This window comes from Kribbella sp. NPDC056951 (assembly GCF_042674205.1).
GTDB classification, from domain to species: domain Bacteria; phylum Actinomycetota; class Actinomycetes; order Propionibacteriales; family Kribbellaceae; genus Kribbella; species Kribbella yunnanensis.
Genome location: NZ_JBHUQZ010000012.1, coordinates 178,892 through 204,825, shown reverse-complemented (window position 1 = coordinate 204,825; position 25,934 = coordinate 178,892). Strand labels below are relative to the sequence as shown.

Sequence of the window (25,934 nt, the reverse complement as noted above, 5' to 3'; positions counted from 1 at the left end):
GGGGACCTGAGAGCGGGAGGGCACGGATGAGCGAGCGGGACCAGGCGTTTGTGGAGTTCGTGGAGACGGCCAATCCGTCGCTGCGAAGAACGGCGTACCTGATCAGTGGGGATCGGGACAAGGCCGACGACATCGTGCAGGACGCGCTGTACCGGCTGTACCTGCACTGGCCGAAGATCCACCGGGTCGGCAATCCGTTCGCCTATGCGCGCCGGATGGTCGTCAACGCCGCGTACGACGGCGGTCGGCGACCGTGGCGGCGTGAGGTGACGATCGCCGACGTACCGGATCGGCCGGCGAGCGAGGACTTCACCGCGGGACATGCGAGACGCGACGAGGTCCTCGACGCGCTGCGCACCCTCGCGCCACGACAACGCGCCTGCGTGGTCCTTCGGTACTACGAGGACCTGTCGGTCGAACAGACCGCCGAGGTACTCGGCTGCTCCGAAGGCACCGTCAAGAGCCAGGCGTCGCGCGGCCTCGACACGCTCCGCCAAGCCATGACCCGGCGACCGAGCCCGGCGCTGTGAAGGAGAACCCCATGTACAACGACCCAGAAGTCAGCGCCGAACTCCACCGCCTCGCCGACGCCGAACCGCTTGCCCCGTTCGACACCACCGCCGTACTGACTCGCGGCCAGCGCGGTGTACGACGCCGTCGCTACCTGACCGTCGGCGGATCCATCGCCGGCGTGGCCGCGATCGCGCTTGCGGCGACACTCTTGCCCGGGAACAGCCAGGCCGGTGAACCGCCGGTGGCGGGCGAGCAGAAGAAGGAAGTCTGGTTCGAGGCGGTCCCCGGCGTTCCGCGGGGCGAGGCATCGGTGGGTCAGCGGCTCACGGCGGCCGAGGCGAACCGCCGGTGCGGCGTGAAGTTCAACGATCCCAAGATCAAACTGTCGACGCCGTACGACGGGCCTTTCTCCGGGCAGGCACTGACCCCCAAACCCGAGGTCGGTCAGCGAATGCTGACCTGTATCGTCCCCGGCGGCGACAAGCCGACCCAGGCGCTCCTCGACCAGGTCAAGAAGGACGGGGTGCCGAAGGACCCCGCCGCCCAGCTGCGCAACTGCTCGGTACAGGCCTGGGTCGACATGACGGGCTGGTCGGTGAAGGCCACCACTCGGTCGTCGCGGATCGAGAAGGGCTACGGAGAGATCGCGCAGGCGATGGTGATCGCGGTGTCGCCGAGCGGGCGGGTGGCCATCGCCTGTGAGATCGGCGATCGCTCGATCGAGGGTGGCCACATGCGGAACGGCACCACCTTGCTGGTGCTGGACAAGCTGCGCTACGACAGCAACATCCTCACCCCGGCGACCAAGACCCAGCCCGCCCAGCACTGGACCGGCAACAACATCGGCGGGAATGCCGAGGGTGGCTACGACCCGGTCGCCTGGGGCCGGCTGAACGGCGGGGTGACCAGGATCCAGTTGCGGATGGACGACAAGACCAAACTCGACATCCCGGTCACCGACGGCTGGTTCGCCTACTGCTGGGAGACCGGGCCGACCAAGGCCCCTATGAAGAGCTTCACCGTCACCGCCTACGACAAGGACGGCAAGGTCGTGAAGAAGCTCGTGTAGTCAGGCGGTACGGCGTTTCAGCGTCGCGGCTCCGAGGCCGAGGGCCGCGACGATGAACGCCAGTACGACGAGGATGTCGCCGACCGGACTGTTGCCTCGGGCAACTCCGACGACCGCGTCGACGGCGTACGAGAGGGGCAGGACCGTGCTGACGGCGTGCAGTACGTCGGGCAGTTGGTCCCGCGGGAGCAGTAGTCCGCAGAGCAGGAGTTGCGGGATCATCACGGCCGGCATCATCTGGACCGCCTGGAACTCGGTGGCGGCGAAGGCGCTCGCGAACAGACCGAGCGCCGTACCGAGGACACCGTCGAGAACCGCGACCACGCCCAGCTGCCAGGCGGCGCCCTGGATGTCCAGATCCAAGGCATACAAGGCGATCGAGACCACGACGAGGGCCTGTACGACGGCGATCACGGCGAACGCGACGGCGTAGCCGAGCAGGAAGTCGAGTTTGGCCATCGGCATCGTGAACAACCGCGAGAGCGTGCCGCTCGATCGTTCGCGCAGGGTCGCGACCGAGGTCACGATGAACATGATGATCGACGGGAACACCGCCAGCAGCGGACCGCCGACTCGGTCGAAGGTCGTCGGCGAATCGTGGAACATCCACCACATCAGCGTGACCAGCAACGCCGGCATCACGATCAGCATCGCGACCGTGCGGTGGTCCCGCCGCAACTGCGACAGCACCCGGGCCGCGACCGCGAACGTCACCCGCGGACTCATCGCGCACCTGCCTTCCGGTCGATCAGGGTCAGGAATGCTTGCTCGATATCGTCGGTTCCGACCGCGTCGAGCAACGCCTGCGGGGTGTCGTCGGCCAGCAGTTCGCCGTCCCGCATCAGCAACAGCCGATCGCAGCGCACGGCCTCGTCCATCACGTGACTGGACACGAGCAGCGTCGCCCCGTCCGCAGCCAGCCGGTGGAACAGCTCCCATAGATCCCGGCGCAGTACCGGATCCAGCCCCACCGTCGGCTCATCCAGCACCAGCAACTCCGGCGATCCCAGCAACGCGGCCGCCAGCGACGCCCGCGACCGCTGCCCGCCCGACAATCGATCCACCCGTACGTCGGCATGCGACCGCAGGTCCACTGCGTCGATAACCCGTTGTACGTCGTCCGATCGCACCCCGAGCACCGCCGCGAAGAACCGCAAGTTCTCGGTCACCGTCAGATCGCCGTACACGCTGGGTTCCTGGGTCACGTACCCGATCCGCCCGCGCAGACCCGCGGAACCGGCAGGCGATCCGAGCACCGACACCTCGCCCGAAACGCGCGCCTGCAACCCGACGATCGCGCGGATCAGCGTCGTCTTCCCACACCCCGACGGGCCCAGCAACCCGGTCACCGACCCGGTCGGCAGCCCGAATCCCACCCCGTGCAGGACCTCCCGGTCGCCGCGGACCACCACGACGTCACGGCAACTCACCGCGTTATTCAACATGTGATGAATTAACGCACCACAACCGCCCGGTTGGCAAGACCTCAGACCACGGCGTGTCCGGTCGCTGCGCTCAACCCGTCGAGCGCCGGGTCGCCGTACCGGCGCCGGAGGTCCGCGAAGGTGGCGGCCTTGTCCACGCCCCAGCGGCTGACGATCACCTCGTAACTGTCCCCGCTCACGAACACCGGCGGCATCCGCTTGCTGTGGAACTTGTCGGCGTACATCACCAACTCCTCCTCCCGCGTCTGCGGCACGTAGTCCGCCACCGGGATCGGCAACTGCTGACTCAGTACGTCGGATCGCGTGATCCCGACGCCGGTATGGCAGGACGCGAACCGGCAGATCGTGTCCGGGAATCCCAGCCCAGCAAGGGTTTCGTGGCCGAGGACGCCGTGCCGGACATACGCCGTACCGTCAACTCGGTAGACGCCGAGGTCATGCAACAACGCGCCGGCGCGGACGAGATCGGTGTCGATGTCCAGACCAGCGAAGAACTGCTCGGCCAGCGTGCACACGGCCTGGCAATGCGTGTAGACCGACTCGAAGTCGGCCCGGGTCGGCGCCGCGTCCCGGTGGATCGCGAGGATCTCGCGGTCGGTCGGGATCACCCGGTGAGATGGTGCTGCAGGACGGGGGCCAGGCGGTCTATGAGGGTCTGTATGTCTGCAGAGGCGACTGGTTCCAGCTCGATCAGGTAGCGGACCATCGCCAGCCCGATCAACTGAGTCGCGACCAGGCTGACCCGCAGTGCAGCGTCGGGGACGTCCAGCACCTTGGAGACCGGCTGCAGGATGAGCTGGGTGATGCCCTCGCGCATCACCCGCGCGACCTCGTCGCTGCCCGCGATGCTGCGGAAGATCGCCCGCATCCGCTGCTGACCGTCCGGCGACTCCCAGACCCCGAGGAACACGGTCGCGATCCGCCGGCCAATCTCGTCCCGCGGGCCGTCGATGACGGTGGCCGCGACCTGGCGCGGGTCGACCGGTAGCGACATCGCCTCGATGAACAGCTCGTCCTTGCTGTCGAAATAGTGATGCACCAGCGCTGCGTCGACCCCGGCCTCGCGGGCGACCGCGCGGATCGAGGTGGCCGTGAATCCCTTGTCCGCAAAGGACTTGCGGGCCGCGCCGATGATCTCGCCGCGGGTGTCCGGTCCGCCGGGACGCCGCCCGGGCCGGCCGGAGCGGGCCGCCGGACCCTCCGTCGTACGGCGGGCTGTCACGGAGTGAGCTCCGAGATCTCCCCCTCCGGGGTGACCGCGAAGGAGGACCGGCGGCTGCCGCGGATGCTCTGCTTGTCGGTGCTGAAGTGCTTCTTGGTGAACTCGAGCGACTCGATCAGGTCGACCTCACGCTCGGACCGGCTGGTCGCCCGCCGGGTGTTGATCTCGATGATGATGTGCCCACGGAAGTCCTGGTTCGCCAGCGTGCTGAGCAGGTCGGCGGCGCGTTGCGTCCCGCGGCCGGGCACCAGGTGCTCGTCCTTGGCCGAGCCGGTGCCGTCGGTGAGGTGGATGTGCTTGAGCGTGCGGCCCATCGTCTCGGCGAGCTCGACGCAGTCCTGCTCGGCCGTCGACGAGTGCGACAGGTCGAGCGTGGTGTGCGCGTAGGTCTGCTCGGTCGGGTCCCAGCTCGGCGCGTACGCCTGCAGGCCCTTGCCGGGCGCGCGCCACGGGTACATGTTCTCGACCGCGAAGATCACGCCGGTCTCGTCCTCGAGCCGCGCGATCCCGTCGACGAATCCGCGGGCGTAGTCGCGCTGCCAACGGAAGGGCGGGTGTACGACGACGACGTCCGCCCCGAGGTCCTTCGCGGCCTCGGCCGACCGCTCGAGCTTGCCCCACGGATCGGTCCCCCAGACCCGCTGTGTGATCAGCAGACAGGGCGCGTGGATCGCCAGCACCGGCAGCTGGTGGTAGTCGACCAGCCTCTGGATGGCATCGATCTGGGTGCTCAGCGGGTCGATCCCGACCATCACCTCGACCCCGTCGTACCCGAGTCGGGAGGCCAGCTCGAAACAGCTCGCGGTCGTCTCGGGGTAGACCGAGGCGGTCGACAGGCCAATCTTGGCGGAAGCGGTGCCGGGCATCGGGCTCACCGGGGCTGCAGCTGGTCGAGCTCGGACAGAATGACGCCTTCACGCAGCGCCCACGGGCAGACCTCGAGTGCGGACAGGTCGAACAGGTCCATCACGGCGTCCGCGACCAGCGCACCGGCGACCAGCTGCGACGCGCGACCGGCGGACACTCCAGGCAGCGCGGCGCGCTCGGCCGATGACATCTTGATCAGCTTCGGCGTCCACTCGGCCAGGTCGTTGCGGTTGAGTGTGCGCGGTACGTACGGCCCGTCGTCGGACGGCGCCGCACCACAGATCCGGGCCAGCGACCGGAAGGTCTTGCTGGTCGCCACCGCGCGCTGCGGCTTACCGGCGCGCAGTACGCCGCCCGCGACCGCGGCCATCTCCATCCGGATCCGTTTGCGGAGCGCGCGGACCTCGTCCTTGTCCGGCGGATCCTGGTGAACGCCTTCCCGCGTCAACCGGCCGGCGCCGAGCGGCACCGACACCGCGACCGTCGGCTCCTCGTCGGAACCGGCCGCGATCTCGAGCGAACCACCGCCGATGTCGAACACCGCGAGCCGACCCGACGACCAGCCGAACCAACGCCGTACGGCGAGGAAGGTCAGGCGGGCCTCGTCGACCCCGCTCAGCACCTGGAGGTCGACCGTGCTCTCGGCGCGCACCCGCGCCAGCACCTTCTCGCCGTTCGGTGCCTCCCGCAGCGCGGAGGTCGCGAACGCCATCACCGACTCACAGCCCTTGTCCTCGGCCAGCTCGGCGGCCTCGGAGATGAACGCAACCAGTTCGTCGGCGCCCGCGTCCGCGATCCGGCCGTCCTTGTCGAGGTGCTCGGCCAGCCGTAACTCGGTCTTGTGCGAGTACGCCGGCAGCGGTGCGGCACCGCGGTGCGCATCCACCACGAGCAGGTGGACGGTGTTGGAACCTACGTCGAGTACGCCGAGCCGCATACCTCACAAAGTACTCGACCAGAGGTGGAGGAGTTGTTTCGGAGTTGCCGTTCGCAGTTCGCGGCAACAGGCGCGTACGCTTCACAGGTGCCTGAGGTTTCTCTTGATTTTCCGCGTGCGTGGGTGGAGTTCACCGATCCTGACGATCCGGATCAGGTGTTCCGCTGCGACCTGACCTGGCTGACGTCGAACTGGACCTGCATCTTCGGCGGTGGTTGCGCCGGGATCTACAAAGGCCGGCCGAACGACGGTTGCTGCACGCTCGGCGCGCACTTCTCCGACGACGAGGACGAGAACCGCGTCAAGGAGTACGTGAAGGAGCTGACCAAGGAGGACTGGCAGTTCCGCAAGGAGGGCAAGCGGAACGGCTGGGTCGAGACCGACGACGAGGGCGACCGCAAGACCCGGGTCTGGGAGGGTGCCTGCATCTTCTTGAACCGCCCCGGCTTCAACGGCGGCATGGGCGGCTGCTCACTGCACGGCCTGGCCCTGAAGAAGGGTGTGCACTTCGTCGAGACCAAGCCCGACGTCTGCTGGCAGCTGCCGATCCGCCGCACGTTCCGCGAGGTGGAGCGCCCCGACGGGACGACGTACACGGAGGTCGGCATCGGTGAGTACGACCGCCGCGGCTGGGGCCCCGGCGGCCACGACCTGAACTGGTACTGCACCGGAAACACCGAGGCGCATATCGGGGTCGAGGCGGTCTTCGAGTCGAGCAAGGTCGAGCTGCAGACCCTGATGGGTCTGAAGGCGTACGACGTCCTCGCCGACCTCTGCCGGCAGCGTCTCGAGGCGGCCCGCCCGGTGCTGCCGCACCCCGCATCCCGCTGACCGACACGCAACCGACACTCCATTCCGCCCCAACCGGCGGAATTTGGGGCAAGAATGCTGGCATGCGTCTGGATCATCTGTCGTACGCAGCCGGCCCCGATGGGTGCCTGGCGACTGTCGAACGGCTGTCCGCGCTGCTCGGTGCGGAGTTCGTCGACGGTGGTGTCCATCCACGGTTCGGGACGATCAACTACATCCTCCCGCTCGAGAACGACCGCTACATCGAGGTCGTCGATGTCCTCGACCACCCCGCCTCCGACAAGGCGCCGTTCGGCCAGGCCGTCCGCGCCCGCAAGGAACTCGGCGGCGGCTGGCTCGGCTGGGTGGTCGCGATCCGCGACATGGTCCGGATGGAACGTCGCCTCGGCCGTGAGTCCGTCCCCGGCAACCGCCACCGCCCAGACGGCGTGAACCTGACCTGGCGCCAGATCGGCGTCAAAGGCCTGATCGCCGACCCGCAACTCCCCTTCTTCATCCACTGGGACGACCTCACCCAGCACCCCTCCGTCGGCGGCAAAGACCTCCGCCTGACCGCCCTCGAAATCGCCGGCGACCCAGTCCGCGTCACCGACTGGATCGGCCACCCCGCCGACCACCTCCTCGACGACCTGGACGTGCAGTGGGCCGGGCCGAACGGTCAGCCGGGCCTGATCGCCGCCCGGTTCGAGACCCCGGCGGGCGTCGTACGGATCTGAATCACCCTGGCCTTGACCCGGTCTTCCGTCCGGACTAACGTACAACCAAATGGTTGTACGTGAAGAAGTCGCCGACCGCTTGCTGCACGCGCTGTCCGACAGCACGCGCCGCGACATCGTGCGCCGCTGTCTGGTCAGCGAGGCGTCCGTGTCCCGGCTCGCCGAGCAGTACCCGATGAGCTTCGCGGCCGTGCAGAAACACGTCGCCGTACTGGAACAGGCCGGGCTCGTGACGAAGGAGCGCAGCGGACGCGAGCAACTCGTGCGGACCGAGATCGGCGCCGTCCGCGAGGCCCGCGCGGCGATCGATCAGCTCGAGGCGGTCTGGCGCGCCCGCGTGGACCGGATGTCGGATCTCCTGAACGAAGGGAACGAGAACGATGAGCGTGAAGAGCGTTGACAAGGACCTGGACGCACTGACCCTGACGCTGGTGGCGGAGTTCAGCGCGACCACCGAGCAGGTCTGGAACCTGTGGGCCGATCCGCGGAAGCTCGAGCAGTGGTGGGGCCCGCCGACGTACCCGGCAACCGTGGTCGACCACGACCTGACACCGGGCGGCGAGGTCACGTACTACATGACCGGCCCCGAGGGCGACAAGCACCACGCCTGGTGGCGGATGACCGCCGTGGACGAGCCCAAGTCGCTGGAGTTCATCGACGGGTTCGCCGACGCCGACGGCAAGCCGGTCGACACGATGCCGACGAACACCACCACGGTGAACTTCAGCCCGTACGACGGCGGCACCCGGATGGAGCTGCGGTCGGTCTTCGACACCCGTGAGCAGATGGAGCAACTGATCAGCATGGGCATGGACGAGGGGCTGAAGGCCTCCATCGGCCAGATGGACGCACTGCTGCCCTAGTACGGGCGCAGTACGGGCAGTGACGCGGCGAGCGCGGTTCGTAGCGTCTGGCGCATGAATACTTTCCGGAAATCGTTGATCGCCGTTCTGGGCGCCGTTGCGACCGTACTGGTGCTGTCCGCGCCGGCCAACGCGGCACCCATCGAGGAGAAGGCCACAAACGCGGAGATGGCGCAGTTCGCCGAGCAGACCGGCCGGGTCTGGGACGCACAGAAGCAGGAGCTCCTGGCCGCCTATGACTGCCCCAGTGGCGAGATCTGTTTCTACACCGGGCGCGATGGCACCGGCGACAGGTGCAAGTGGCCGAGCTATGACGTCGAATGGCTGGCCTCCCCGGGGGTCTGTTCCTGGGCCGACACCATCGCCCCCAAATCGGTCCGCAACAACGGAACCAACACCAGCTTCACCGGTGTTCGTTATTACTCACGGCCCAACTTCGACAACACCGCTGGGTGCACCCGGCGCGGTACCCGCGGAACCTTCGTCACTCCGGAGAAGCTCCGCTCCCACCAGTGGGTCACCGGAGCGTGCGGCTGAGCAATGAATGACGGGCGGCCGGTCGACTGACCGGCCGCCCGGACCACCGCTGGTGCGTAGGATGCTCGTTGTGCCCACGCCCCGGGAGAGCGGCTTCGGTGACTTGCTGCGCAATCTCCGTCAGGACGCGGGCAAGACCCAGCGGGAGCTCGCGGACCTAGCCGGCCTCAGTACCGGGGCGATCCGTGATCTGGAACAAGGCCGGAGTCGCGGTCCGAAGCCGGACTCGATCGACGCCCTCGCCGCGGCCCTCGCGCTGAATACCACGGACGTCGAGAAGCTTCGGGCGGCTGCCAAGGCCGGTCGAGCCGTCACCACTCCCGCCACCGAGGTCGGCGGGCCGCTGCGCATTCGGGTGCTTGGCCCGCTCGAGGTCTGGCGTGGCGAGGTCGCCGTACCGATCGGTGGTCCGCAGCGCGTGTTGCTGGCCCGGCTCGCTCTCAGTGCCGGTACGACGGTCGGTCAGGCGGAGCTCATCGATCTGCTCTGGCCGCACGACGTCCCCGGCAATGCGGTGAGCCTCTTGCAGACCCGCGTCGCCCGGTTGCGGCGACTGCTCGAGACCGGCAGTCCGGCGCCCGAGGTGATCGTCGGTGGCCCGGCCGGTTATCGGATGGCAGTCGGCGCCGAAAGCCTTGATTTGCTGGCGTTTCGCGCTCTCACCACCGAAGCAGACGAGCCGGCCCCATTGGCCAAGCTTGCCGAGGCCATCGGCCTGTGGCGCGGGAGCACCGATGTCGAGCTGATCGACACCAGCCCGCTCTACGTCGCGATCGCGAACGAGTACGCCGCCGCCGTCCGAACCTTCGCCAGGCTGGCGCGGGAGACCGATCAGCCGGAGCTGGCACTGCGTCCCTTGCGCGATCTGGCCGGGCAGCAAGAGCTCGATGAGCCACTCCATGTCGAGCTGATCCAGACCCTCGCGGCTGCGGATCGCCAGGCCGAGGCGCTCGCGGCGTACGACCGGATCCGGTCCGCCCTCGCCTGCCAGCTCGGCATCGACCCCGGCGAAGGGCTGCGCGCGGCCCACCTCGAGGTGCTCCGGCGTGGGGCGCCGCCAGAACGAGCAGTTGTCCAGCAGACGCCGTCCGCACCTCCGGACTTCGTCGGCCGCGCGGACGAGCTCACAGCAATCTGTACGGCGCTCGCCCGGCCCGGCGCGCTGTCGTCGCGAGCGGTCCTGATCAGCGGGATCCCCGGTGTCGGCAAGACCGCCCTCGCCTTGGCCGCCGCCCATCGCCTCCGCTCGCAGTACCCGGACGGCCAGCTGTACGCCGACCTGCGCGGCGCCGACGCGGTGGCCCCGGAACCGCTGCAGATCCTCGGCCGCTTTCTCCGCGCGCTCGGCATACCGGGACGACGGATCGGAACCGACGCCGCCGAAGCGGCCGCGCTGTTGCGCAGCGAACTCGCCGACCGCCGGATGCTGGTCCTGCTCGACAACGCCCAGGACGCGGCGCAGATCCGGCAGCTGCTCCCAGGCGCCGGTGGCAGCGACGTGATCATCACCTGCCGGCGGCGGCTGCCGGACCTCGCCACCACCCATGCCGTGGACCTCGAGCCGCTCACGCACGACGACGCGGTCCTGCTGATCGCCGCTACCGCCGGCCCTCGACGGCTCGATGACGATCGGTCGGGGGTGAGTGCGCTCGCGGAGGCCTGCGCCCGGCTCCCCCTCGCCCTGCGCATCGCCGGCGCAAGACTCGCCACCCGGCGGCAGTGGACGGTTGCCGATCTGGCGCACCGATTGGAGGACGGCAACCGAAGGCTCACCGAGCTCAGCCTCGGAGAGTCCAGTGTGCTCAGCAGTTTCGACCTGAGCTACGCAGATCTGAGCGCCGACGCCCAGCGTGCGTTCCGGCTGTGCAGCCTGCACCCTGGCGACGACTTCAGTGCCGAGAGCGCCGGAGTGCTGCTCGGCATCCCGACAGCGGCGGCGGATCGGGTCCTCGAAGTGCTGCTCGAGGCCAACATGCTCCTGCAGCACACGAAGAACCGTTTCCGGTTCCACGACCTGCTCGGTCTCTACTCGCGCCGGCTGCTCGCCGACGACGCCGAGGGCACCGCCGCCCAGGCCCGGCTGTACGCCTGGTACCTCGAGGTGACGACGGCCGCGATGGATCTCGTGCACCCGGAACTCGTACGGCTCGCTGTCCATCCCGCGCCGGAAACCGTCTTCGGGTCGCGAGCCGACGCGCTCGATTGGCTCGACGAAGAAGTCACCGCTCTGCTGGCGGTCGTGCAGAACCCGGCGCACTCCGACGACCGGTCGCTGTCCTGGCGGATCGTCGACCAACTCCGGGGATATTTCCTGCTCCGCAGGCATGTCGACGGCTGGCTCCCGGTAACCGAGACCGGACTGGCGGCTGCCGAGGCGGCCGGCGACGATGTCGCCCGGGTGGCGATGCTGATCAGCCGCAGCCAGGCCGTCGGCGCCATCGGACGGGACGACGAAGCACTGTCCGACGGTCTGTCCGGCTACGCGCTCGCGTTGGCCATCGGCTGGCCCGCAGCCACCGCCTACCTGGCCTACCTGATCGGATGGCTTCACCAGTTGCGCGGCAAACTCGCCGACGCGGACCTGTGGACCCATCGCGCGCTCGAGCTGACCGAGAACGACCAGCACGGCCACCTCCGCGCGATCGTGCTGAACAGTCTCGGGATGATCCGGCTGTATCAGGGCGAATTGCAGGAGGCAGCCGACCTGTTCGGGGCCGCCCTGCAGGTCAGCGACACCGGGCCCGACATGGCGACGCTCGCGATCCGCGGGAACCTGGCGAGCGCGGTGCGGCAGCTGGGCGAGTCCGACCACGCGGCCGTGCTGCTGAGCGACGTACTGGATGCCCACCAGCGCCGTTCGTACCCTCGCGGTGAGCTGTCGACCCTGGACGAGCTGGCCAGGTTGTACGTCCAGCGCGGCGACGGACCGGCCGCACTGCAGGCCGCTCACCGGGCCTACGAACTCGCGATCGCCATCCACGATCCGGCAGCCCAGGCCAAGACTGCCGCGACGGTCGCCCAGGTCCAGCTCGCCCTCGGCGACGCTCCCGCCGCCGTGCGATGGATCGAGACCTGCCTCCCGCTCGCGCGCGGGACCTACCCGTACCTCGAAGCCGAGGCGCTGATCACGCTGTCCCGGGCGCGGCGCGCGATCGGCGAACAAGCGGCCGCGACCGAGGCCGCCGTACAGGCCGCGTCGATCGCCTCGGACTGCGGGTTTCGGTTGCTCGGAGAACTAGTGGATGTTCTCCAGCTCGGCCAATGACGTCTCGAGATGTCCGAGCAGGCGTTGCAGATGCGGGACGGTACGGCGGCAGCCGACCAGGCCGAAGTGCAGTTGATGGTCGTAGCTGGTGACGCTGATGTTCAGCGCCTGACCGTTCATCACGATGCTCGCCGGATACATGCCGAGCAGGCGGGAACGGTTCCAGTACAACGGGCTCTCGGCCGGGCCGGGCACGTTCGAGATCACCAGGTTGTACGGCGGATTCGTGAGCCCGGCGACCCCCGGTAGCACCGCGGACGGACCCGCCGCCGCGAACCCGAGCGCGCCGACCATCAGGTTCTGCAACGGGCTGAGCTCGGACAACACACCCTTGCTGTACGTCGTCGACGCGGTGATCCGCTTGATCCGCTGCTCGGCATCAGCCTCGTCAGTCGCGAGGTCCGCGATCAGCGTCGACAGTGCATTCCCGCCACCGGGTGCGTCATCCTTACCTCTGAGCGACACCGGCACCATCGCCGTCAAAGGCTTGTCAGGTAAGGCGTTCTGCTCCAGCAGATAGTTGCGCAAGGCACCGGAACACATCGCGAGCAGTACGTCGTTCAGCGTCGAACCGGTGATCGCCCGCACCTTCTCCAACCGCTCGAGCGGCCACGACTGCGCCGCGAACCGCCGAGCCCCGGTAATGCCCTGGTTGAAGATCGTCCGCGGCGCCTGGAACGCCACGGACGAGTGCTCGTGCAACAAACTCTTCAATCCAACGGGCGTGAGCCCGGCGACATTCGCCAGCATCTTCCCGACATCACCTACTGAACGGGCGACACGACCCGGCGTACGGCCAATTGCAGTCAACAGTTCGGTAGCAGTCGGAACTCCACCGCTGCTTCCCGACACAGACTCCTTCGACGGCAGTGCGTAGGTGGCCGGCATCTCTGTCCGCGTCGGATCCGTCGTGAGGGTGTCCTGCATCCACTTCAGCGCGGTCACGCCGTCGATCATCGAGTGGTGGATCTTGCTGTAGACCGCGAAGCGGCGACCCTCCACCCCTTCGATCAGGTGGATCTCCCAGAGCGGCCGATGCCGGTCGAGCAGGGTGCCGTGCAGCCGACTGGTGAGCTCGAACAGCTCGCGGAACCGTCCCGGCCGAGCCAGTCCGGACAGCCGAACGTGGTACTCGAGGTCGATCGCATCGTCCTGCTCCCAGGACCAGTAGCCGAGGTCCAGTGCCCGATTGCGCACCCGCCGCGTGAACACTGGATTCACCTGAGGCGCATCGAGAATGTCGTGGTACAGCCGGGACACGAAATCTCGCGTCCCCTCCGGGAAAACATGATCCCGCCCAGCACCTTCGGGAAGCTCGAACAACATCAGCCCGCCGACATGCATCGGCTGCTCCCGGCTCTCGCCGAGCAGGAACATCGCATCCAGTGGGCCTACTGCGGTCATTTCGCCTCCGCTCCCCGTCTATCCCAGCTAACAGTGCCGAGGGGATTTTTGTTATCCCCTCAGCATCTGAAAGGTCAGGAAAGATCAATCCAACGGACGGTAGTTCACACCCAACGACTCGATGCGCGCCAGGTGCGGACGCAGCCGGCCGAGGAATTCGTCGTACGAGATCTTGGGGGAACCCCAGGCGCGCTCGGCCAGGGCGGACAGTCGCGGGAGCAGCATGTAGCCGACCTGCTCCGGGCCCTCCATGTACTCCGTCCACACGTTGCACTGGGTGCCGATGATGAGCGCGGCCTCCGCTTCGCTCAGGCCGGCCGGGATCACCTCGAAGTCGTACACCTTCTCCAGCGGGATGAAGTTGCCGATCGCGAGCGGCTCGGTGGCTGGGTCGCCCTGGTAGTAGTCGAAGTAGACCGACTCGCACGGCGTCATCACCGTCTGGTGGCCGGCCTTGACCGCGACCTCGCCGCGCTCGGCGCTGCGCCACGCCATGATGACGGCGTCCTTCGGGCAGTCGGTCTCGACCATCTCGTCCCAGCCGACGATCCGCCGGCCGGCCTCCTCCAGCACGACGGCGACCTGCTCGGTGAACCAGCCCTGCAGTTGCGCAGCGTCCTCCAGACCGAGGTCGGCCTGCCGCTTCTGCGCGTCGTCCGCCACCCGCCACTGCACCGACGGGCACTCGTCACCGCCGAGGTGGATGTACGGGCTCGGGAAGATGTCCAGCACCTCCCGCAGCACGGTCCGAACGAACTCGACAGTCTCGTCGTTCACGTTCAGGACGTCGTCGCTGATCCCCCAGACCTGCCGAACCGTCAACTGGTTCTCGGGGAAGTTGCCAAGCTCCGGGTACGCCGCAATCGCCGCCTGCATGTGACCCGGCAGATCGATCTCCGGGACCACGGTGATTCCGCGCTCGGCGGCGTACGCGACGATCTCGCGCAGGTCGGCCTTGGTGTAGAAACCGCCGTGCCGGGTGCCGTCGTACTCGAAGTCGGTCTGCAGGTGCGACATCTTGCCGACCATGGTTTCGTCGCGCCACGCACCGACCTCGGTGAGCCGCGGGTACGCCTCGATCTCGACGCGCCAGCCCTGGTCGTCGGTGAGGTGGAAGTGCAGCGTGTTCAGCCGGTGCAGGGCGAGCACGTCGATCACCTTGAGGACGAAGTCCTTCGGCATGAAGTGCCGCGCCACGTCGAGCATCACCCCGCGCCAGGCGAACTGCGGCGCGTACGCGATCCGCACCGCCGGTACGGCGACCTTCCCGTCCTCGGCCGGCTCAGCCGCGTCCAGCAACTGCCCGTACGTCGTCTCGGCGTGCCGAAGCGCATCCTCGGAGCCGGCCGTCAGCCGCGCACCCTCCGCGGTCACGTCGATCCGGTACTCGGTCTCACCAAGGTTCTCCACCACGTCGCGGATCGCCTCGGCGACCGGATCCGCGGTGATCCAGCGACCCTCGTCGACGGTGAGTTCGCGCGGCGCAGGGACGATCGCGATGTCGGGCATCCGTGGCTCCAAACCAGGCAGGGGTATTTATGCAACCCTATTCTAATATTGCGCCTGCGCTGTCAGGTAGATGAGAGAGTGGTCGGGTGACCGCCGACCTGCAGCGAACGACCGTCCGGGTACTGGTGGCGAGCAACGTGCTCGGCGGAGTGGCGGTGGCCAGCGGGTTCGCAGTCGCCGGGCTACTGGCCGAGCGGATCTCCGGTTCCACGTCGATGGCCGGTCTGGTCGCCACGTCGACCACGCTGGGTGGCGCGATCCTCGCCGTACCGCTGGCTCGGCTGGCTCGGTCCCGGGGTCGACGAGTGTCGCTGTCCATCGGCTATGTGATCGCTACGGCCGGTGCGGTGCTCAGCATCGTCGCTGCGCAGATCGGCTCGCTCGCACTGCTGCTGGCTGCCGGCTGCTTGTTCGGCAGCGGCTCCGCCGCCAACCTGCAGTCCCGGTACGCCGCCACTGACGCGGCCGACCCAGCCCATGTCGCACGAGCCCTGTCGCTGGTCGTGTGGGCGACAACCATCGGTGTGGTCATCGGGCCGAACCTGACTGGTGTCGGTGGCAGTGTCGGCGACTCTCTCGGCGTACTGCCGCTGGCTGGTCCGTATCTGTTCTCGGTGGTCGCACTGGCACTGAGCCTGGTCACTGTCTGGTTCGGACTCCGCAGCCTGCCGCGTCCGCAGACTGCTCTGTTGGAACGGCAGCCGCTGGTTGCGACGTTCCGCCTGGTCATGGCGATCCCGCATGCCCGGCTGGGTCTGCTGGCGATCGCTACTGCGCATGCGGTGATGGTCGGGGTGATGTCGATGACCTCGGTCCACCTGCAGCACCATGGCGCTTCACTGACCATCGTGGGCGTCGTCATCAGCGCACATGTCGCCGGGATGTACGCCCTGTCCCCAGTGATGGGCTGGCTGGCGGACCGTCTCGGCCGCATCCCCACCATCGGCATCGGACTGGCCATCCTCGCCATGGCGATGACAGTGGCCGCGCTGGCGCCGGATAGCGCGCACGGGCTGACCGCTGTGGCGCTGATCCTGCTGGGGCTCGGCTGGTCCGCCTGCCTGGTGGCTGGGTCCACTCTGCTGTCGCGCTCGGTCCCCGACGACATCCGCACGTCTGCTCAGGGGCTGTCGGATCTCACGATGGGGGTGCTCGCTTCGGTGTCCGGTACTGGCTCCGGGCCGGTTCTGGCGTACCTGGGGTTCCACTGGCTCGCCGTACTGTGCGGTCTGCTGCTGATCCCGGTCGCCCTGCTCGCCGCTACGACCAAGCAGTCAATACGCTCTACAGCGTGAGCATTGCGGAGGGCGGCATCCCGAGCCCCAACATCTGGCACCACCCGAAGGTGTACGAGATCGAGAACCACGCCGTCGACCCGAACGGCGTCATCGAACCGGCCATGCGAGCGATCCGCGACTGGGCCGGTTCCACCGTCCTCGACATCGGCTGCGGAACCGGCTTCCACCTCCCGCGGTTCGCAGCGACCGCAGCGCGGGTGGTCGGCGTGGAGCCGCATGGTGCGCTGGCCGATGCGGCTCGTCGTCGTACCGAGGGCTTGGCGAACGTCGAGGTCCGGCAGGGAACCGCACAGCAGTTGCCGGTGCCGGACTCGTCGGTGGACGTGATGCACGCGCGCTGGGCGTACTTCTTCGGGCCGGGCTGTGAGCCGGGCCTCGCCGAACTCGACCGGGTGATGCGGCGCGGCGGTACGGCGTTCGTGATCGACAACGACGGCAGCCGGTCGACGTTCGGTCGCTGGTTCAGTTCGGCGTACCCGATGATCAAGGCCCCCGTGGTCGAGCGGTTCTGGGCCGGACACGGCTGGCAGCGCACCCCACTCGACATGGGCTGGCGCTTCGAGACCCGCGCCGACTTCGAGGCCGTCATCCGCATCGAGTTCACCCCTGCGGACGCCGACCGCTTCATCGCCGAGCACTCAGGCGTCGAGGTCGACTACGCGATCAACCTCTGGAGCAAGACCTTCTGAACCGGTTCTGAAACGACACCCCGTTGGAGTTGCGCGATCGCCGATGACTGCAGAAGGGTTGACGGACCAGCTCGGGAGGCGTCAGCAACGACATGGACGGTCTGCTGCTCGAACATGTGCCAGGGCTGCCGGCGCAGCTTCGGGTCGACATCGGCGAGCTGCGAGCGGTCGTGATGCCGTCGGCGGCGGACCGTCGTCGGCTCGCCGACCTCGTGACCGGGGCAGAGGACCCGCCCGAGGGGGTCGTCGTGCGAGCGGGTGGACCGCAGCGACTGGTGCGACTGGTGCCGGCCGAAGGGGGCCTGTTGCCGCATCTGACGGTGCTGGGCAACATCGTGCACGGGCACAAGGCGGCCCGCCGCCTCACCACGAGAGAGGCTCGGCAACAAAGCCACACCAGGGCGACCAACTGCGGCGTCGAGAACCTGCTGGATCGCTACCCGCACCAGTTGACACCAGGTCGCCGCCGACTGGCCGGTGTGGCTCGTGCGCTCGGCGCGCACCCACGCGTACTCCTGCTCGAGGACGCGAACGGTCTGCCGACCTGGGGATCGCTGCTGGCGATCAGCAGCAACCCAGATCTCCGCTCCAGCGCAGTCCTGCTGATCACGACCAGCGCCGCGCGCACAGCGGGCTTTCGCTATGAGGAGTAGCCGCAGAGCATTCGTCGGCGCCGCTGCCTTACTGGTCGCGGGTTGCTCGAACGATGTGCTCGGCCTGCGTCGCAGCGTCCGGGTCGCCGTGAGCTGGGGTGGACAGGAGCTCCGGGCGTTCCACAGAGTGCTCGACAGTCTCGGCGACCTCGACTACACGGTCGAGGTCGTGCCACTCGGTGACGACATCTCCAGCGCGTTCGGCGCTCGCAGCACGCGGCCCCCGGATCTGGTGATGCTGCCGCAGCCCGGTCTGGTCCCACGTCACCTGCGCGATCTGGAGCCGATGCCTGCGGACCTCGCCAGGCGGTCCGCGCTCTGGGACGAGCTCCTGGTGCACGACGGGGCGACGTACGGCATCCCGTTCAAGACAGCGCACAAGTCCGCGGTCTGGTACCGGCCCTCGGTCTTCCGGGCGGCCGGCCTCCAGCCACCTACGTCGTGGCCGGACTGGCTGGCGGTCAACCGGACCCTGGCCCAGGCCGGTATCAGGCCACTGTCGCTGGCTGCCGGGGACGGTTGGGTGCTCACCGACTTCTTCGAGAACGTGCTGTTGGGCATTGCGCCCGCTGTCTACGCAGGGCTTGCGACAGCCGCCGATCCGCGTCCGTCGCGACAGCCGCAGTTCGCTGCGGCTTTGCGGTTGCTGGGGACGATGTGGTCGGCTCCTGGCGGTCTCGCGGGCGGGGTGCAGCGTTCGCTCGTGCAGCAGTTCCCGGACGCGATCATCGAGGTGTTCGGTCACCGCAGAGCCGCCATGGTCCTGGCATCCGACTTCGCCGAGCCGGTGGTGCGGCAGTTCGCGGCGGACCCGAAGGACGTCGGGCTCTTCACCTTCCCGCCCCTCGTCCCGGGCGCCCATGCACCCGTAGTGGTCGGCGCCGACGTGATGGTGCTGCAGAAGCCCACCACCGACGACGCCCGCGATCTCGTCCGACGACTGGCTGCACCAGCAGCCGTGGACCCATGGATCAAGGAGGGCGGGTTCCTGAGCGACGCACGGGTCAAGGGCTACTCCCCTGAGCTCACCCGCCTCGCCGAACAGCTGGCCGCTCCCGGCGAACTGCTGCAGTTCGACCTGTCCGATCGGCTCGGCCGCCTCGGCGACACCAACGGGCTGCGGCGGGTACTGACGGACTTCCTCGTCAAGGTCGGCGGTCGCGGCGCCGCCGTGCTGCCGGAGGCAGTGGACGCGGCTGTCAACGAGATGCGGGAGGTCGAGGGCTGATGGGTCTGGAGACGAACGACCTGACGCTTGAGGTCGTCGGTCGCGGGGTCAGCGGACGGCCGGTCCCCGGACGGCCCCGGCGACCGGCCGGCCCGTATCTCCTGGGTCTGCCGGCTCTGCTGCTCGGCTGCGTTCTGCTGATTCCGATCGGTGTCACCGTGGTGACAGCGTTCCGCACACCGGGCGGCTTCGGCTTCGGCAACTTCGCAGTGATGGGCGACCCGGCCGCACTGCATGCGGTGCGCAACAGCCTCCTCTGGGTGCTCGTTGCGTTCGGGCTCGTCGTCGTCGGGTTCTTCCTTGCACTGCTGAGCTATCGGCTGCCCGGACTGACACCGTTCCTGCAACCTGCGCTGGTGGTCCCGTTCGCCGTGTCGGTCCTGGTGTCCGGCGTGACGTTCCGGCTGCTCTTCGACCCGGCGCCTGAACGCGGGACGGTGACCGCGGTGTGGTCCGCGCTGTTCGGATCGAGTCCGGTATGGCTCGGGCCCAGCCTGTTCTGGCTGGTGCTGGTGTCTGCGTTCGGCTGGACCTGGCTCGGGTACATCGTCTCGTTGTTCCGCGCCGGCCTGGACGCGATCCCCGACGACGTCACCCGGACGATCGCTGCGGAAGGTGTCACCGGATGGCGCCGCCTGTGGGCCGTGGAGATCCCACTGCTCCGGCCGATCACCGGTGTCGTCACGCTGACAGTAGTGGTCGCGGCAGTCCGCATCTTCGACCTGGTGCTGATCGCCGTCCCGGGGCCGATGCAGCAGTCCGCCGACGTACTCGGCCTCAACTGGTGGCGTGCCACCACGAGTGGCGACCCTTCCGGACGTACGGCGGCACTCGGCGTCGTGTTGTTCGCCATCGTGGCCGCCGTTGGGCTGATCGGGGTCCGCGGGCTGCGCCGGCGGCGCTGGGCAATGCCGGTACCGGTGACCCGCCAGGACCCGGCCTTGGGCCGGCCGAAGCCCAGCAAGCGAGCGCGGCGCATCGGGTGGACTGCCGGCTTCGTCGTCAGCCTGGTCTGGATCTTCCCGGCCGTGGTGCTGGTCGCCACTGCGCTCCACTCGCCACGGGAGGCCGGTCTGCGCGGTTGGTGGTCGCTGTCGGGTCTCGGGTTCTCGTCGTTCGCCGATGCCGCGAACGCAGGCCTGCTCCGCGCCTTGCTGTCCACAGCGCTCATTGCCGCCGCAGCCACGGCAGTCCTGCTGTCGATCGCCGTACCGACTGCCTATCTGGTCGCGTGGGGCGGCTTGCCGACCTGGTTGGGGCGCGTGGTGATGTCGGTGTTCGTTGTCCTCGCGGTGACGCCGGTGCAGATGTACGCCGCTCCCTTGCGCGACGCGATCGAGGCTGCGGGGCTCGCCGGGTCGCGGGTCGCGTTGGCTCTGGTGCACGCGGCTGCCGGTCTGCCGTTCGCTGTGTTGCTGCTGCGATCCGCGTTCGCGGCCGCACCGCCGGCGCTGGTCTCCGAGGCACTGCAGGGGTCTGCGCGACAGAGCGCCGTACTGGCAACGGTGCAGCGGACCTATCGGCCTGCACTCGTTGCCGTTGCGGTCCTGGAGTTCTCGATGGTGTGGAACGACTTCATCGTCGGGTTCCTGATCAGTGGTCCGGGTACGACGCCGTTGTCGCTGGTGTTGTGGGGTGAGGCTCGTCAGTTCGCCGCGTCGGGCGGGACAGTCGCAGCAGCAGCCGTCGTCGCCTCTGTGCTGCCGGTGGTACTGCTGCTGTCGTTCTGGTCGACAGTGGTGCGCGGTCTGACCACTGGGAGCAAGCCGTGACGGAAGCCGAGCAGAAGCCTGAGCAGGCGCCCTTGGGACGTCGGCTGGGGTTTGCGATCGGTGCACTCGCCACCGGTCTGCTGTCCGGGCTCGCATCGGAACTGCTGACGCAGAGCCTTGACAGCGGCGGCTGGATCCAGCGCATCGGGATAGCGCTCACTGTGGTTCTCGGCGTCATCGCGATCGTCTACAACGCACCGGCCGTGCTGAACGCGATCCGCCGGGCCCGTAGCGGGCGAGTGGTCACCACGTCGGAGCTGCACCTGGCAGCAGAGGAGGCCGAGCGGTGGATGGTCGCGCTCGGGTCGAAGAGCGGCGGCATGGACGCGGCCGAGTGGTACACCATGAACGCGGACCGGCTGCGCGCGGTGCTGGAATCCGACAAGCCGGGACCGGAGAACGCCGATGACCTAGCCCGAATCTGCGACGCACTCGAGCTCTGGTACGTCCGGCAGGCCGATCCGGACGCGCTGCTGAAGCTGAGCGAATTCCTCAGGACGGTCGGTGAGGGATGCGGGCGGAGTGACCTGAAAGAACTCGCGGCGGCCCGGACGGCGACGGCGTACCGGATGATTGGCGATCTGCGGTCGGCCACCTTGTGGCTCGGGATCTCGAGCGAGCTGGCGCCCAATGGCCGCACGGCGGCCGCGATGACAACTCGCCGGCACGTGGAGCGAGCGCTGTCGAGTCTGCACCGGGCAGCCGGGACGTCCGCGGGCAGCGATCGCGACGAAGCCTTGGAGACCGCACGGAACCGGCTGGACGACGCGCGGTTGCGCCGGCCCGGACCGGACCTGACGGCCGAGATCACGATTCTCGTCAACCTCGCGGTCGTTCAGTTGTACCGGCACGACGCCGAAGGTGCCGTGGACCATCTGCACGCGGCCATCGCCCGGGCCACTGCCGCCGGCGACGTCAGCGGCGAGGCGCACGCCTCGGAACTGATCGGGGTGGCGGCGTGGATGCGGAAGAACCCGCGCGAAGCCGAGGGTTGGTGGAGGCATGCGGCACACCTCAACGCCGACATCGACGATCGGGAGGCGCAGGCCCGCTGTCTCCAGCACCTCGGCTCGGCGCAGGCCGTCGCCGGCAACCTGAAGAAGGCGGCTGAGTATCTCGAGGACAGCGCCGGTCTCCGTACGTCGGAGAGCCCGCTTCTCGCGAGGTACTTGAAGGAGGTCGGGGACACGTCGTCCGCACCGCCGAGCCCGGGACCGCCCCCGCACCTGCCCTGGCCGGCCCGGGTCCGCAGGTGGCTCCGCGATCGTCGCTCACACTGAGGTTCTGCGGTTTTGTCGGCGGCCGGCTATAGGTTGAGCGGTATGGCGAAGGTGGTCACTGCTAAGGGGAAGTCGGCGTTCGCGTGCGCGGAGTGCGGGTGGACTTCGGCGCGCTGGATCGGGCGGTGTGGTGAGTGCCAGGCCTGGGGGACGGTGCAGGAGGTCGGGGCGGCGAAGGCGGCGCGGATCTCGGCTGGGCCGGTGACTTCGCCGGCGATGCCGATCGCCAAGGTGTCCGCGATAGAGGCCGAGTCGCGGCCGACCGGGATCGGGGAGCTCGACCGGGTGCTCGGGGGTGGCGTCGTACCGGGTGCGGTGATCCTGCTGGCCGGTGAACCCGGCGTCGGGAAGTCGACGTTGTTGCTGGAGGTTGCGGCGCAGTCCGCGCGCAGTGGGCAACGCACGTTGTATGTGTCGGGTGAGGAGTCGGCGGCCCAGGTGCGGTTGCGGGCCGGGCGGACGGATGCTCTCGTCGACGAGTTGTACCTGGCGGCGGAGACCGACCTGGGTGCGGTGGTCGGTCAGGTCGATGCGGTGGAGCCGGCGTTCCTGGTGATCGACTCGGTGCAGACGATGGCGCATCCGGAGGTCGACGGGGCGCCCGGTGGTGTCACGCAGGTTCGCGAAGTCACCGGCGCGCTCGTGCGGTTGGCGAAGGAGCGGCACATCGCGGTCGTCCTGGTCGGTCACGTCACCAAGGAAGGCGCAATCGCCGGTCCGCGGATGCTCGAGCACCTGGTCGATGTCGTGCTCGCGTTCGACGGTGACCGGCACTCCGGGTTCCGGATGGTTCGTGCGACCAAGAACCGATTCGGCCCGTCCGACGAGGTCGGCTGTTTCGACATGGTCGACACCGGCATCGTCGAGGTCACCGACCCGACCGGCCTGTTCGTCTCCGAGCACGCCGAACCAGTCGCCGGCACCTGCGTCACAGTGATGATGGAGGGTCGCCGCCCACTACTCGCCGAGGTCCAGGCCCTGGTCGGCCCATCCGCCGCACCCCAACCTCGCCGTACGACGTCCGGTCTCGAATCGCAGCGCGTCGCCATGGTCCTCGCCGTCCTGGGCAACCGCGCCGGCCTGAAACTGCACGACCAAGAGGTGTACGTCGCCACCGTCGGCGGCGTGAAGATCACCGAACCCGTCGCCGACCTCGCAGTCGCCATCGCCGTCGCCTCCTCGATGATGGACAAACCCATCCACCCCGGCCTGATCGCCATCGGCGAAGTCGGCCTGGCCGGCGAGGTCCGCCGCGTCGGCGGCCTCGAGAAACGCCTCGCCGAAGCCGCCCGCCTCGGCTTCACCAAGGCGATCATCCCCGCCGACATCCCCAACCGCAGCAAAGACCTCAAACCCATGGACATCCAAGCCAAATACGGCCTCCGCACCTTCGCCGCCCCCGACCTCCGCTCAGCTCTGATAGCCGCCGGCCTCACCTGATCCTGTGTTCCTGACCACACCTTTACGTGCGGCGTGAGACCAGGGATGCCCACGGGGTGACCGAGGAACGTACTCTGGGGTAGCCCCCCAGGCTGGGTTCAGTGCCGAACCCCGCGCCCCCGCCCGGCGTCCGCCGGATGACCGCAGGAGCATCAGATGAGCGGATCCAAAGTTGTCGCGCTCGGCCACTATCAGCCGGAGCGGGTGCTGACCAACGCCGAGTTGGCGACGATGGTCGAGACCAATGACGAGTGGATCCAGAGCCGGGTCGGCATCAAGGAGCGCCGGATCGCGGCGCCTGATGAGCAGGTCGACGAGATGGCTTGGCGGGCTGCCGACAAGGCGATCGCGAACGCCGGGATCGACAAGACCGAGATCGACTACGTCATCGTCGCCACCTGTACGGCGCTGGATCGGTCACCGAACATGGCCGCCCGGGTCGCCGCCCGGCTCGGGCTGAGCAGCCCGGCCGCCATCGACATGAACACTGCGTGCTCCGGTTTCGCGCATGCGTTGGCGACTGCGGATCACGCGATCCGGGCGGGTGCAGCGACCAAGGCGGTGGTGATCGGGGTCGAGAAGTTGAGTGACTTCACCGACTGGACCGACCGCACGACCTGCGTACTCATCGGCGACGGGGCCGGTGCGGCTGTGCTCGTCGCGAGTGACGAGCCGGAGATTGGACCGGTCGTCTGGGGCTCGGTGCCGGAGATGTCGGACGCGGTCCGGATCGAGGCGCCGACGAACCAGTTCGCCCAGGAAGGGCAGAGCGTTTTCCGGTGGACGACCACGCAGCTGCCGGTGATCGCGCGTCAGGTGTGTGAGAAGGCCGGCGTCACCCCGGAGGAGCTTGGCGGGGTCATCCTGCACCAGGCCAACCTGCGGATCATCGAGCCGCTGGCCAAGCGCCTCGGCGCGGTCAACGCGGTGATCGCGCGGGACGTGGTCGAGTCCGGGAACACGTCCGCGGCGAGTATCCCGATCGCGTGGTCGAAGCTGGTCGAGAAGCGCGAGATTCCGTCCGGCGCGCCGGTGCTGTTGTTCGGATTCGGCGGCGGACTCTCGTACGCCGGTCAGGTCGTCCGCACCCCCTGACGCGACAGGCGTCCTCGGCTTCCGCAACCCGTTCACGCGGGAATCCGGTACTGCACGGTCCAGATGCACGGGCGCGTGCACGCGCAGGTGCAAGTTCAATCGGACCGAGGGTCCCCGCGAGTGCGGTCGGCGGGGACTTAGCACCCATGACCGCCGGACAACCGCATAGACTCACCTTCCGTGGCCCCGAACACCGACAAAAACAGCACCGGCGCCCGGATGCGCGCGACCCTCGCGGCGGTGGCACCCGGTACCGAACTGCGTGAAGGCCTGGAGCGGATCCTGCGGGGCCGCACCGGCGCCCTGCTGGTCCTGGGACATGACAAGGTCGTGGACTCGATCTCGACCGGCGGTTTCGAGATCGGCATCGAGTTCACCGCGACCGGTCTGCGGGAACTGAGCAAGATGGACGGCGCGATCGTGCTCGACCGCGACGCCACCAAGCTGATGCGGGCCGCCGTGCACCTGATGCCGGACCCGTCGATCCAGACCGACGAGACCGGTACCCGGCACCGCACCGCCGACCGGGTCGCCCGGCAGACCGGGTTCCCGGTGATCTCGGTGTCGCAGTCGATGCACATCATCGCCTTGTACGTCGACGACCAGCGCTACGTACTCGAGGACTCCGGAGCGATCCTGTCCCGGGCGAACCAGGCGCTGGCCACCCTCGAGCGGTACAAGCTGCGCCTCGACGAGGTCTCCGGCACGCTGTCCGCGCTGGAGATCGAGGACCTGGTGACGGTTCGCGACGTGGCCGCGGTCGCGCAGCGGCTCGAGATGGTCCGCCGGATCGCCACCGAGATCGACGGCTACGTGGTCGAGCTCGGCACCGACGGTCGCCTGCTCACCCTGCAGCTCAACGAACTGGTCGCCGGGGTCGCCGGTGAGCGCGAGCTCGTCGTCCGCGACTACCTCCCGCCGGCCAGCGGCCGCCGCGCCAAGACGGCGGACGACGTACTGCTCGAGCTGGACGCGGTCAGCCCGACCGACCTGCTCGACATCGGCCAGGTCGCCCGCGCCCTGCAACTCGGCGGCGCCGAGCAGCTCGACGCCGCGGTCACCCCGCGCGGATACCGCCTGCTCGCCAAGGTCCCCCGCCTGCCCGGTGCCGTCATCGACCGCCTCATCGAGCACTTCGGCCACCTGCAGAAGCTCCTGGCCGCCAGCATCGACGACCTGCAAACCGTCGAGGGCGTCGGCGAGAACCGCGCCCGCACCGTCCGCGAAGGCCTCTCCCGCCTGGCCGAATCCAGCATCCTCGAACGCTACGTCTGACCCCAGGCCGCAGGTTGTGTTTTCTGGCCTGACCGCGTAATACTCCA

The 25,934-nt window shown here is 68.5% G+C and carries 25 protein-coding genes; 17 read left to right on the top strand and 8 right to left on the bottom strand.

What is annotated here, in order from left to right; all coding sequences use genetic code 11:
* Positions 1–26 precede the first annotated feature (26 nt).
* Together ACFTSF_RS34125 and ACFTSF_RS34120 are read left to right on the top strand one after the other, a co-directional pair.
* Complete coding sequence (locus ACFTSF_RS34125) at positions 27–530, top strand: SigE family RNA polymerase sigma factor (RefSeq protein ID WP_344150079.1); 504 nt, start codon at positions 27–29, stop codon at positions 528–530.
* An 11-nt stretch (positions 531–541) separates the two neighbouring features.
* Positions 542–1,582: a hypothetical protein gene (locus ACFTSF_RS34120; RefSeq protein WP_344150077.1), complete on the top strand. Its 1,041-nt coding sequence runs from the start codon at positions 542–544 to the stop codon at positions 1,580–1,582.
* Here the strand turns inward: ACFTSF_RS34120 and ACFTSF_RS34115 are convergent, their stop codons facing one another.
* Genes ACFTSF_RS34115 through ACFTSF_RS34090 form a run of 6 tightly spaced genes read right to left on the bottom strand, consistent with a single transcriptional unit; the run spans position 1,583 to position 6,053 of the window.
* Entirely contained in the window at positions 1,583–2,308 is a 726-nt protein-coding gene (locus ACFTSF_RS34115) for an ABC transporter permease (RefSeq protein ID WP_380158802.1), read from the bottom strand.
* Positions 2,305–3,027: an ABC transporter ATP-binding protein gene (locus tag ACFTSF_RS34110; protein ID WP_380158800.1), complete on the bottom strand. Its 723-nt coding sequence runs from the start codon at positions 3,025–3,027 to the stop codon at positions 2,305–2,307. Before ACFTSF_RS34110 ends, ACFTSF_RS34115 begins: the two co-directional genes overlap by 4 nt.
* 41 nt (positions 3,028–3,068) lie before the next feature.
* Positions 3,069–3,635, bottom strand: a complete 567-nt coding sequence (locus tag ACFTSF_RS34105) for an HD domain-containing protein (RefSeq protein ID WP_380158798.1) — start codon at positions 3,633–3,635, stop codon at positions 3,069–3,071.
* Positions 3,632–4,249, bottom strand: coding sequence for a TetR family transcriptional regulator (locus ACFTSF_RS34100; protein WP_380158796.1), 618 nt, complete (start codon positions 4,247–4,249; stop codon positions 3,632–3,634). The genes ACFTSF_RS34105 and ACFTSF_RS34100 overlap by 4 nt, the downstream gene beginning before the upstream one ends.
* Positions 4,246–5,115 carry a sugar phosphate isomerase/epimerase family protein gene (locus tag ACFTSF_RS34095; protein ID WP_344150069.1) on the bottom strand — a complete coding sequence of 290 codons (870 nt, stop codon included), beginning with the start codon at positions 5,113–5,115 and terminating at the stop codon, positions 4,246–4,248. The genes ACFTSF_RS34100 and ACFTSF_RS34095 overlap by 4 nt, the downstream gene beginning before the upstream one ends.
* Positions 5,116–5,120: 5 nt before the next feature.
* On the bottom strand, positions 5,121–6,053 hold the full coding sequence (locus ACFTSF_RS34090; protein ID WP_344150067.1) for a Ppx/GppA phosphatase family protein: 933 nt from the start codon (positions 6,051–6,053) through the stop codon (positions 5,121–5,123).
* Positions 6,054–6,140: 87 nt separating this feature from the next.
* Between ACFTSF_RS34090 and ACFTSF_RS34085 the strand changes: the two genes are divergently transcribed.
* The 6 genes from ACFTSF_RS34085 (at position 6,141) to ACFTSF_RS34060 (ending at position 12,244) form a co-directional block, all read left to right on the top strand.
* A complete protein-coding gene (locus tag ACFTSF_RS34085; protein WP_380158793.1) occupies positions 6,141–6,884 on the top strand; it encodes a hypothetical protein in 744 nt (247 codons plus the stop codon).
* 62 nt (positions 6,885–6,946) lie between these two features.
* Positions 6,947–7,579 carry a VOC family protein gene (locus ACFTSF_RS34080; RefSeq protein ID WP_380158791.1) on the top strand — a complete coding sequence of 211 codons (633 nt, stop codon included), beginning with the start codon at positions 6,947–6,949 and terminating at the stop codon, positions 7,577–7,579.
* A 49-nt stretch (positions 7,580–7,628) separates the two neighbouring features.
* Positions 7,629–7,979 carry an ArsR/SmtB family transcription factor gene (locus tag ACFTSF_RS34075; RefSeq protein WP_380158789.1) on the top strand — a complete coding sequence of 117 codons (351 nt, stop codon included), beginning with the start codon at positions 7,629–7,631 and terminating at the stop codon, positions 7,977–7,979.
* Complete coding sequence (locus ACFTSF_RS34070) at positions 7,966–8,442, top strand: SRPBCC domain-containing protein (protein ID WP_380158787.1); 477 nt, start codon at positions 7,966–7,968, stop codon at positions 8,440–8,442. The genes ACFTSF_RS34075 and ACFTSF_RS34070 overlap by 14 nt, the downstream gene beginning before the upstream one ends.
* Before the next feature lie 54 nt (positions 8,443–8,496).
* A complete protein-coding gene (locus tag ACFTSF_RS34065) occupies positions 8,497–8,979 on the top strand; it encodes a peptidase inhibitor family I36 protein (protein ID WP_380158785.1) in 483 nt (160 codons plus the stop codon).
* Positions 8,980–9,049: 70 nt separating this feature from the next.
* On the top strand, positions 9,050–12,244 hold the full coding sequence (locus ACFTSF_RS34060) for a BTAD domain-containing putative transcriptional regulator (RefSeq protein ID WP_380158784.1): 3,195 nt from the start codon (positions 9,050–9,052) through the stop codon (positions 12,242–12,244).
* On the opposite strand, the gene ACFTSF_RS34055 is transcribed toward ACFTSF_RS34060, so the two are convergent.
* Both ACFTSF_RS34055 and ACFTSF_RS34050 read right to left on the bottom strand, forming a co-directional pair.
* Complete coding sequence (locus ACFTSF_RS34055; RefSeq protein WP_380158782.1) at positions 12,215–13,648, bottom strand: wax ester/triacylglycerol synthase family O-acyltransferase; 1,434 nt, start codon at positions 13,646–13,648, stop codon at positions 12,215–12,217. The genes ACFTSF_RS34060 and ACFTSF_RS34055 overlap by 30 nt on opposite strands.
* Positions 13,649–13,732: 84 nt before the next feature.
* The gene (locus tag ACFTSF_RS34050; RefSeq protein ID WP_380158781.1) at positions 13,733–15,157 is read right to left on the bottom strand and encodes a beta-N-acetylhexosaminidase; all 1,425 of its coding nucleotides are present in this window, start codon (positions 15,155–15,157) and stop codon (positions 13,733–13,735) included.
* Positions 15,158–15,243: 86 nt separating this feature from the next.
* On the opposite strand from ACFTSF_RS34050, the gene ACFTSF_RS34045 reads away from it, so the two are divergent.
* The 9 genes from ACFTSF_RS34045 (at position 15,244) to disA (ending at position 25,887) form a co-directional block, all read left to right on the top strand.
* Entirely contained in the window at positions 15,244–16,452 is a 1,209-nt protein-coding gene (locus ACFTSF_RS34045; protein WP_380158780.1) for an MFS transporter, read from the top strand.
* Positions 16,449–17,144 carry a class I SAM-dependent methyltransferase gene (locus tag ACFTSF_RS34040; RefSeq protein WP_380158779.1) on the top strand — a complete coding sequence of 232 codons (696 nt, stop codon included), beginning with the start codon at positions 16,449–16,451 and terminating at the stop codon, positions 17,142–17,144. The genes ACFTSF_RS34045 and ACFTSF_RS34040 overlap by 4 nt, the downstream gene beginning before the upstream one ends.
* Positions 17,145–17,236: 92 nt before the next feature.
* Positions 17,237–17,797, top strand: coding sequence for a hypothetical protein (locus ACFTSF_RS34035; protein ID WP_380158778.1), 561 nt, complete (start codon positions 17,237–17,239; stop codon positions 17,795–17,797).
* A complete protein-coding gene (locus tag ACFTSF_RS34030) occupies positions 17,787–19,025 on the top strand; it encodes an ABC transporter substrate-binding protein (protein ID WP_380158776.1) in 1,239 nt (412 codons plus the stop codon). The genes ACFTSF_RS34035 and ACFTSF_RS34030 overlap by 11 nt, the downstream gene beginning before the upstream one ends.
* Positions 19,025–20,797 carry a sugar ABC transporter permease gene (locus ACFTSF_RS34025; RefSeq protein WP_380158774.1) on the top strand — a complete coding sequence of 591 codons (1,773 nt, stop codon included), beginning with the start codon at positions 19,025–19,027 and terminating at the stop codon, positions 20,795–20,797. Before ACFTSF_RS34030 ends, ACFTSF_RS34025 begins: the two co-directional genes overlap by 1 nt.
* Positions 20,794–22,077, top strand: a complete 1,284-nt coding sequence (locus tag ACFTSF_RS34020; RefSeq protein WP_380158772.1) for a hypothetical protein — start codon at positions 20,794–20,796, stop codon at positions 22,075–22,077. The genes ACFTSF_RS34025 and ACFTSF_RS34020 overlap by 4 nt, the downstream gene beginning before the upstream one ends.
* A 42-nt stretch (positions 22,078–22,119) precedes the next feature.
* Positions 22,120–23,517 (top strand): DNA repair protein RadA, encoded by a 1,398-nt coding sequence (radA, locus tag ACFTSF_RS34015; RefSeq protein ID WP_380158770.1) that lies wholly within the window; start codon positions 22,120–22,122, stop codon positions 23,515–23,517.
* 156 nt (positions 23,518–23,673) lie between these two features.
* Positions 23,674–24,612 carry a beta-ketoacyl-ACP synthase III gene (locus ACFTSF_RS34010; protein ID WP_380158768.1) on the top strand — a complete coding sequence of 313 codons (939 nt, stop codon included), beginning with the start codon at positions 23,674–23,676 and terminating at the stop codon, positions 24,610–24,612.
* 219 nt (positions 24,613–24,831) lie between these two features.
* Entirely contained in the window at positions 24,832–25,887 is a 1,056-nt protein-coding gene (gene disA / locus ACFTSF_RS34005) for a DNA integrity scanning diadenylate cyclase DisA (protein ID WP_380158856.1), read from the top strand.
* Positions 25,888–25,934: the final 47 nt, after the last annotated feature.